Raw genomic sequence first — 7,921 nt, forward strand, 5'->3', positions numbered from 1 at the left:
TTTAAGGTGTTCAAATGAAATTAAATGAGTTACGTGATAATGCTGGCGCTACCCATGCCAGAAAACGTGTAGGCCGTGGGCTTGCTTCTGGTCTTGGTAAGACATCTGGTAAGGGTCAAAAAGGTCAAAAAGCACGTACAGGTGTTTCTATTAAAGGCTTTGAGGGTGGTCAAAATCCTCTTTACAGACGTCTTCCAAAACGCGGATTCACTAATATATTCCGAGTTGAGTATGAGGAAGTTACATTAGGACGCCTTCAGGCTGCTTTAGATAAAGGTCTTCTTGACTCTAAGGTTGAGCTTACTGAAGAACTTTTACGTGAAAAAGGGATTGTTAGAAAAACTTCTAATGGTGTAAAATTGCTTGCAACAGGAATTCTTACAAGTCCAGTCACTTTAAAGATCAGTAAAGCAACAAAAGGTGCTCTTGAAGCTATTGAAAAAATAAAGGGTAAAGTAGAACTTTTAGAACCCCTTACTGCTAAGGAATAAAGATGTCCTCTGTCGTTGAGCAATTTGCTACAAATTTTGATCTCAGCGCTTTTAAGAAAGCCGACGATCTCAAGAAAAGATTATGGTTTACCCTGCTTGCTCTTCTTGTGTTTCGCTTCGGCACTTATCTTCCGTTACCTGGCATTGATGCTTTAATTATGCAAGCAATTGCGACAAAGCAATCAACCGGTATTTTAGGCATTTTTGATAAGTTTTCTGGCGGTGCTCTTGGGCGTATGACTATTTTTGCTTTGGGCATTATGCCGTATATTTCTGCAAGCATTATTGTTCAGCTTTTAACTGCCGTTTCTCCACAACTTGAAGCTCTTAAGAAAGAAGGGGAATCAGGTCGTAAAAAGATTAATCAGTACACTCGTTATGGGACGGTATTTTTAGCAACTATTCAAGCTTGGGGAATCGCTGTTGCTTTAGAATCTCTTCCTGAGCAGCCGGTTATTGATCCTGGTTTCTTATTTAGGTTTTCGGCTGTTGTGACATTAGCTGGTGGAACTCTATTTTTAATGTGGTTAGGCGAGCAAATTACGCAACGTGGTATAGGAAATGGCGTTTCTCTGATTATCTTTGCGGGTATCGTTGCGGGTATGCCTCATGCGATTGCTTCCACACTCGAATTGGGGCGTCAAGGAACTCTTAAGCCTCTTATAATTTTTGGTGTTCTCTTGATGCTTGCTTTAGCTCTTGCATTCATTGTGTTTATGGAGCGTGCACAACGACGAGTTTATATTCAGTATCCAAAACGCCAAGTTGGAATGAAGATTTATGGGGGACAAAGTTCTCACTTGCCAATGAAAATTAATACGGCAGGCGTTATTCCTCCTATTTTTGCAAGTTCTCTTTTGCTATTGCCTGTTACGATTGCTAATTTTGGTGCCAAATATAGTCCGGATAGCATTTTAGCAAAAATTGCTTCTTATATAGCACCAGGGCAACCTTTCTATTATGTCTTTTTTGTTGCTCTCATTGTTTTTTTCTCTTTCTTTTATACGGCTGTTGTTTTTAATCCAACAGAGACAGCGGAAAATCTTAAGAAGAATGGCGCTATTGTTCCGGGATATCGCCCAGGTCTTAATACGGCAGAACATCTTGATCATGTTTTGACGCGACTAACAGTGATTGGGGCAAGTTATCTTGCGCTTATTTGTACAATTCCTGAATATTTTATCACACGTCATTCATTACCTTTCTATCTCGGTGGTACAAGTTTACTTATCGTGGTTAGTGTCAGTATTGATACGGTTGCTCAGATTCAAGCTCATTTGCTGGCCCATCAATATGAGGGGCTGATTCGCAAATCGCGTCAAAAGGGAAAATAATGATAAATATTATTATCCTTGGGCCTCCTGGTGCTGGGAAAGGGACTCAAGCACGTTTGATCCAAGAAAAGTTTGGCTATGTCCAGATTAGTACAGGTGATTTAATTCGCCATGAAATTGCTTCAGGTTCAGAGATGGGACAATACTTACAACCCATCGTAAATGCGGGTGGTTATCCTGATGATAAAGTTATATTAGACATCTTAGAAAATAAGCTAAAAACAGTTAAAACTGGTGTTATTCTTGATGGTCTTCCAAGGACAGAAAATCAAGCGAATGCTTTGTATGAAATGTTAAAACATAATCACCAGCAAGTAGACTTAGTTATTGAGTTGAAAGTAGATAAAGATATTCTTGCAAAAAGGATTGCAGGTCGTTTTTCTTGTACAAATTGCGGTACAATCTATAACGACTATTTTAGTCCACTTGCAAGTGAAGGGAAGTGTGATCATTGTCAGGAAACTGAATTTTCCAGGCGAAAAGATGATGCTTTAGAGGTCGTTCAAAAACGACTTGCAATATATGACGAAAAAACACAGCCTTTGCTTAGCTATTATGCAAAAAATGGTCAGCTAAGCCAAGTCGATGGAATGCAGTCAGTTGACGATGTGGCGTCACAAATTGAGGTGTTAATTACACAATATCTCAAAAAACCACAAGAGTGTGTAAACTAGGCCTTGACTTCTCAAGTTTGATGCCTATAAATTGCTTTCTTTGAAAGCATTAATTAATGAATTAAGGAGAAAAGCCGTGGCTCGTATAGCAGGCGTCAACATTCCTACACAAAAAAGAGTAATTATCGGGCTAACTTATATTTATGGGTTAGGGCCAGCGAAAGCTAAAGATATTTGCTCCACCATTGGGATACCGGAAAATCGACGTGTTAAAGATTTAACAGAAGATGAAGTGCTTAAGATTCGTGAATGTATAGATTCAACTTATAAAGTTGAAGGTGATTTACGACGTGAAATTTCAATGAATATTAAACGATTGACTGACCTTGGATGTTATCGTGGGTTACGTCATCGTAAAGGCTTGCCTGTCAGAGGACAGAGGACGCATACCAATGCACGTACGCGCAAAGGAAAAGCTGTCGCAATTGCAGGTAAGAAAAAGTAATTTTGACGAGATAGGATACAAAGAATGGCTAAGCCAGCAACAAGAATTCGACGTCGCGAGCGTAAAAATATTACCTCCGGTGTGGCACATATTAATGCTACTTTTAATAATACAATGATTACAATTACAGACCCTCAAGGTAATGCTGTTTCATGGTCATCAGCGGGTATGATGGGATTCAAAGGATCTCGTAAGTCAACACCGTACGCTGCTCAGATGGCGGCTGAAGATGCAGGAAAAAAAGCTTCAGAGCATGGAATGCGTGTATTAGAAGTAGAAGTTAATGGACCAGGATCTGGCCGCGAATCAGCTTTACGGGCTTTGCAATCTATTGGTTTTACAGTAACTTCTATTCGTGATATGACACCGGTACCTCATAATGGATGTCGCCCTCCAAAGCGTCGTCGCGTTTAATTATTACCTTTAGAAAATATTACGAAGCAACATCGAGAGGAAAGTTCCGTGTTACAAAAAAATTGGCAAGAACTTATTAGGCCCTTTAAACTCAATATTGATCTTCTTGGCAGCGAGCATCGGCGCGCACAAGTTGTTGCTGAGCCTCTGGAAAGAGGCTTTGGCTTAACACTTGGCACTGCTTTAAGGCGTATTCTTTTATCATCTCTTCAAGGCGCTGCTGTCACAGGGATTCAGATAGAAGGCGTTCAACATGAGTTTAGCTCAATTCCTGGTGTGCATGAAGATGTGACAGAGATTATTTTAAATCTCAAATCACTTTCACTTCGTAAGCATTCTGAAGGAACAAAAAAACTTCGCTTAAAAGCTGAAGGACCTGGACCTGTAACTGCGGCTCATTTTGAACCGACATCAGACATCGAGATTCTTGATCCTGAATTAGTGATTTGTGTTTTGGATGCTGGCGCAAAAATTTCTATGGAAGTCACCATTGAAAATGGTAAAGGATATATTCCTGCAGGCCAGCTTAGGCGTGAAGATGCTCCAATTAGCTTTATTCCCGTTGATGCTCTTTTTTCACCTGTTCGTCGTGTTTCTTACAAGGTTGAAGACACGCGCGTCGGCCAGCGTACAGACTATGATAAGCTTATTATGGATGTTGAAACAAATGGAGCGGTTCGACCTGAAGATGCTGTAGCTTTAGCTGCTCGTATTTTGCAAGATCAACTTCAGCAGTTTATTAATTTTGAAGAGCCCGTTCCTGCAGAAGAAAAAGATCCAGAAGCTGAACTTCCATTTAGTCGTGCTCTTCTTAAGAAAGTTGAAGAACTTGAACTTTCTGTTCGTTCTGCAAATTGCTTAAAGAATGAAAATATTGTTTATATTGGGGATCTCGTTCAAAAAACGGAAAATGATCTGTTGAGAACACCAAATTTTGGACGTAAGTCACTCAATGAAATTAAAGAAGTTTTAGGCCAGATGGGACTTGAACTTGGTATGAATGTTACGGGTTGGCCACCTGAAAATATTGAAGAAATGGCCAAAAAAATTGAAGATCCTTATTAAGGTATAGAGTTAGGAGAATTACCATGCGTCATCGTATGCGCGGACGTCAATTAAATCGTACAACTAATCAACGCAAAGCTTTATTACGTGGACTTGCAAAAGATTTAATTCGTCATGAACAAATCACGACAACATTGCCAAAGGCTAAAGATTTAAGGCCGTTTGTAGAAAAACTCGTCACTTTAGGTCGACGTGGTGGGCTTCATGTTTATCGCCAAGCTCTTTCAGTTCTTGGAGATAACGAATTGGCACGCAAATTAACGGGTACTCTCGCAGAACGTTATCGCGATAGGGCCGGCGGATATACTCGTATTGTTAAAGCAGGTTTCCGTTATGGAGATAATGCTCCTTTAGCAGTCATTGAGTTTATTGAACGTGACGCTGCTGCCAAAGGTGCTGGTCAAAAAGTTGCCGCGCCATCAATGGCGACAGATGCAGCTGCTGAGGCTCAAGCATAAAGAGAAAGCATATTTAAAATATAATTAAAGCGACAGTATGTCGCTTTTTTTATGTCAAAAAAATAAGAGGACAAACATGAAAAAAAATATTTTCTTCGTTATTGGTTTCTTAAGAGCTTCTTTTTCATTAATGGCGGATCCCCTTGAGATGCTTCCATGTTCTCAAGAACAAATTCAACTGACATTTGCACCGATTGTGAAAAAAATAGCTCCAGCTGTTGTTAGTATCTCGGCAGCTCGCGTTGTGAAAGAACGCCATTCTCCCTTTTTTGAGGATCCAATATTTCGCCACTTTTTTGGAGAAGCCGTCCCGGTTCCAGCTCCTCATGCACGTGTGCAAAGTTCTTTAGGGTCGGGAGTGCTTGTAAAAGCAGATGGTTTGGTGATTACAAATGATCATGTGATTAAACAAGCTGAAGAGATAAAAGTTATTCTTGCCGATGGCCGTGAATATCATGCTCAGGTTGTTGCTCGAGATGTACGTACTGATCTTGCCGCCTTAAAGTTAAAAACAGATGAAAAGAATTTACCATATTTAGAATTAAAAGATGCAGATACGTTACAAGTCGGAGATCTTGTGCTTGCAGTTGGCAATCCTTTTGGATTTGGTCAAACAGTAACTTCTGGGATTGTTTCAGGGCTGGCGCGCAATTCTGTCGGAATCAAAGATTTTAGATCGTTGATTCAAACAGATGCTGCTATCAATCCTGGGAACTCAGGAGGTCCCATGATTACGTTAGATGGAAAAGTTGTGGGCATTAATACAGCAATCTTTTCTAACACCGGTGGATCCATAGGGATTGGATTTGCTATCCCTTCGAATCTTGTTGTTCCTGTGATTGCTAGTGTTGATCGAGGGGGTAAAATTACACGATTATGGTTAGGTGTTGCCCTTAAAACAATATCCTCTGAGATTGCCCTGAAAAAAAATATGGTTGTTTCCAAAGGCGTTTCAATTTCGCAAATTTATCCTAATACCCCTGCTGAAAAAGCTGGTTTAAAAGAAGGGGATATCATTGTTGAAATAAATGGTCATGAGATTGTGAATGAGGCGGCCTATCGGTTTAGATTAGCTATTGCAAAACAAAATGAGGCTTCATCCATTGTCATTATCCGAGGAACTGAGAGAATGTCCTTTAATATCATTCCAGAAATTCCGCCAGACAATCCCAACAATAAACCCCAAGCTCTTTACGGACGTCATCCTTTGTCAGGCCTTATCGTGGTTAGCTTAACACCTGCGGTTGCAACTGAATTAGGTCTTGGATTTGAGGCTCAAGGAGGCGTTGTTGTCTTGCAGGTCGAACCTGGAACACCCGCAAGCCTGAGTGGTCTTTTACCTGGTGATGTAATCTTAGAGCTAAATGGGAAGGCGAGTATCTCTGCAGATCAACTCGCAAGAAATTTAGGAAGAAGTCGCCAAGGATGGCAAATTACGTTTAAACGGGGAACTGAAGTATTTGTTCAAAACTGGTAAAGGGGATTCACAATCTTATTTGAAAATAAAAAATCACGCCCTTTAGCTGATGCCTTACGACCTGCAACTTTAAATGAAGTTATTGGTCAAGAACATCTTATTGGCCAAGGAAAAGCCCTGACGAGCCTTGTGAATGCTCCGAAGCTTCCTTCTTTAATTCTTTGGGGTCCTCCGGGATGTGGTAAAACTACGTTAGCACGCCTTATCTCCCACTCAATAAAGCTTCATTTCGCTCAAGTTTCGGCAGTTCTTTCAGGCGTTAGCGAACTTCGAAAAATCTTTGAAGAAGCTGAAGACCGGTGGAAATGGGGTGAGGGGACTCTTTTATTCGTAGACGAAATTCATCGGTTCAATCGCAGTCAACAAGACATCTTTCTTGCACATCTTGAAGAAGGCACCATCACCTTAATTGGAGCTACCACAGAAAACCCTTCGTTCGAATTGAATCCGGCCTTGCTTTCGCGGTGCCAGGTATTAATTCTGAAAAGACTCGAAGAAAATGATCTCGAACGAGTTTTACAGAGGGCAGAAATCTTTTTAAAAAAGAAACTTCCTTTGGATTCATCTGCTCGGACAACACTTATTTCAATGGCGGATGGTGATGCCCGATCTCTTTTAAATATGGCAGAGATTTTATTTAATGAAGATAAAGTTGATACCGATAAACTAAGTCTGATTTTAAATAAGCGTGCTCCTATCTATGACAAGGCTCAGGAAGGTCATTATAATCTAATAAGTGCGCTTCATAAGGCGATGAGAGCGTCAGATGTAAATGCGGCTCTTTATTGGTTTGCACGAATGCTGCAAGGAGGAGAAAATCCCCTGTATATTTTGAGGCGACTTGTGCGCTTTGCAGCTGAAGATATTGGTCTTGCAGATCCACAGGCTTTGTCTCAAGCCATTTCAGCTCAACAAGCTTATCATTTTTTAGGATCGCCTGAAGGGGAATTAGCCATCACTCAGTGCATTATTTATCTCGCGACGGCGCCTAAGTCCAATGCAGCTTATCAAGCTTTTAAAGCCGCTCAACAGTCAGCTACTCAACATGGTTCCTTAATGCCGCCTCTTTACGCTGTGAATGCGCCTACCAAGCTTATGAAGGAAATAGGGTATGGGAAAGGGTATCAGTATGATCACGATGCTCCTGAGGAATTTTCTGGAGCTAATTATTTTCCAGAAGGAATGTCACGAGAAAACTATTATCAGCCGAAAGGCAAAGGATTTGAACAAGAAATTTTAAAGCGGTTGCAATATTGGCAGACATTGCGGGACCAAAAATCTAAAGATTAATTTTTTGCACCCTTGAAAAGGCTTCTTTTGAGAGGATTTTGAAGAAAAAAGGCTTAAGTCTCATTTGTTTTCATTTTTTACTTGAATGTGTGATCTGAATTCGCTAGTTATCCGAGGTATCTTCATAACGCGCCCGTAGCTCAATTGGATAGAGCATCTGACTACGGATCAGAAGGTTAGGAGTTCGAATCTTCTCGGGCGCGCCAGTAAAGCCAAGTAAATTCAAGCTTTTTCCAGTTCTTTATCTATCTCCATTTAGCCCCTAAAGATTGT

At 40.6% G+C, this 7,921-nt stretch carries 9 protein-coding genes and 1 tRNA gene; all 10 read left to right on the forward strand.

Going from position 1 to position 7,921, the window contains the following annotated elements; genetic code table 11:
• Positions 1-14 precede the first annotated feature (14 nt).
• The 10 genes from rplO to J0H12_07150 all read left to right on the forward strand — a co-directional run bounded on the left by rplO (position 15) and on the right by J0H12_07150 (position 7,854).
• The gene (gene rplO, locus J0H12_07105) at positions 15-491 is read left to right on the forward strand and encodes a 50S ribosomal protein L15 (GenBank protein ID MBN9413668.1); all 477 of its coding nucleotides are present in this window, start codon (positions 15-17) and stop codon (positions 489-491) included.
• A 2-nt stretch (positions 492-493) separates the two neighbouring features.
• Entirely contained in the window at positions 494-1,825 is a 1,332-nt protein-coding gene (gene secY, locus J0H12_07110; GenBank protein MBN9413669.1) for a preprotein translocase subunit SecY, read from the forward strand.
• Complete coding sequence (locus tag J0H12_07115) at positions 1,825-2,499, forward strand: adenylate kinase (protein ID MBN9413670.1); 675 nt, start codon at positions 1,825-1,827, stop codon at positions 2,497-2,499. The genes secY and J0H12_07115 overlap by 1 nt, the downstream gene beginning before the upstream one ends.
• 76 nt (positions 2,500-2,575) lie before the next feature.
• A complete protein-coding gene (gene rpsM / locus J0H12_07120; GenBank protein MBN9413671.1) occupies positions 2,576-2,944 on the forward strand; it encodes a 30S ribosomal protein S13 in 369 nt (122 codons plus the stop codon).
• 24 nt (positions 2,945-2,968) lie between these two features.
• Positions 2,969-3,358 (forward strand): 30S ribosomal protein S11, encoded by a 390-nt coding sequence (gene rpsK / locus J0H12_07125; protein MBN9413672.1) that lies wholly within the window; start codon positions 2,969-2,971, stop codon positions 3,356-3,358.
• Between the two features lie 48 nt (positions 3,359-3,406).
• Complete coding sequence (locus J0H12_07130) at positions 3,407-4,423, forward strand: DNA-directed RNA polymerase subunit alpha (GenBank protein ID MBN9413673.1); 1,017 nt, start codon at positions 3,407-3,409, stop codon at positions 4,421-4,423.
• Positions 4,424-4,446: 23 nt separating this feature from the next.
• Complete coding sequence (gene rplQ / locus J0H12_07135; GenBank protein ID MBN9413674.1) at positions 4,447-4,881, forward strand: 50S ribosomal protein L17; 435 nt, start codon at positions 4,447-4,449, stop codon at positions 4,879-4,881.
• Positions 4,882-4,957: 76 nt separating this feature from the next.
• The gene (locus tag J0H12_07140) at positions 4,958-6,358 is read left to right on the forward strand and encodes a Do family serine endopeptidase (GenBank protein ID MBN9413675.1); all 1,401 of its coding nucleotides are present in this window, start codon (positions 4,958-4,960) and stop codon (positions 6,356-6,358) included.
• Positions 6,359-6,370: 12 nt separating this feature from the next.
• A complete protein-coding gene (locus J0H12_07145) occupies positions 6,371-7,648 on the forward strand; it encodes a replication-associated recombination protein A (protein ID MBN9413676.1) in 1,278 nt (425 codons plus the stop codon).
• A 129-nt stretch (positions 7,649-7,777) separates the two neighbouring features.
• Positions 7,778-7,854 (forward strand) — tRNA-Arg (locus J0H12_07150).
• The last annotated feature ends 67 nt before the right edge of the window (positions 7,855-7,921 follow it).

Origin of the sequence: Candidatus Paracaedimonas acanthamoebae (assembly GCA_017307065.1) — a bacterium.
In the GTDB taxonomy this organism is placed as follows: Bacteria; Pseudomonadota; Alphaproteobacteria; order Caedimonadales; family Caedimonadaceae; genus Paracaedimonas; species Paracaedimonas acanthamoebae_A.

Bases quoted from the DNA above. Each gene is read 5' to 3' on its own strand.
- rplQ (MBN9413674.1), top strand. From the start codon at position 4,447: ATGCGTCATCGTATGCGCGGACGTCAATTAAATCGTACAACTAATCAA.
- J0H12_07115 (MBN9413670.1), top strand. From the start codon at position 1,825: ATGATAAATATTATTATCCTTGGGCCTCCTGGTGCTGGGAAAGGGACT.
- rplO (MBN9413668.1), top strand. From the start codon at position 15: ATGAAATTAAATGAGTTACGTGATAATGCTGGCGCTACCCATGCCAGA.
- rpsK (MBN9413672.1), top strand. From the start codon at position 2,969: ATGGCTAAGCCAGCAACAAGAATTCGACGTCGCGAGCGTAAAAATATT.
- secY (MBN9413669.1), top strand. From the start codon at position 494: ATGTCCTCTGTCGTTGAGCAATTTGCTACAAATTTTGATCTCAGCGCT.
- J0H12_07140 (MBN9413675.1), top strand. From the start codon at position 4,958: ATGAAAAAAAATATTTTCTTCGTTATTGGTTTCTTAAGAGCTTCTTTT.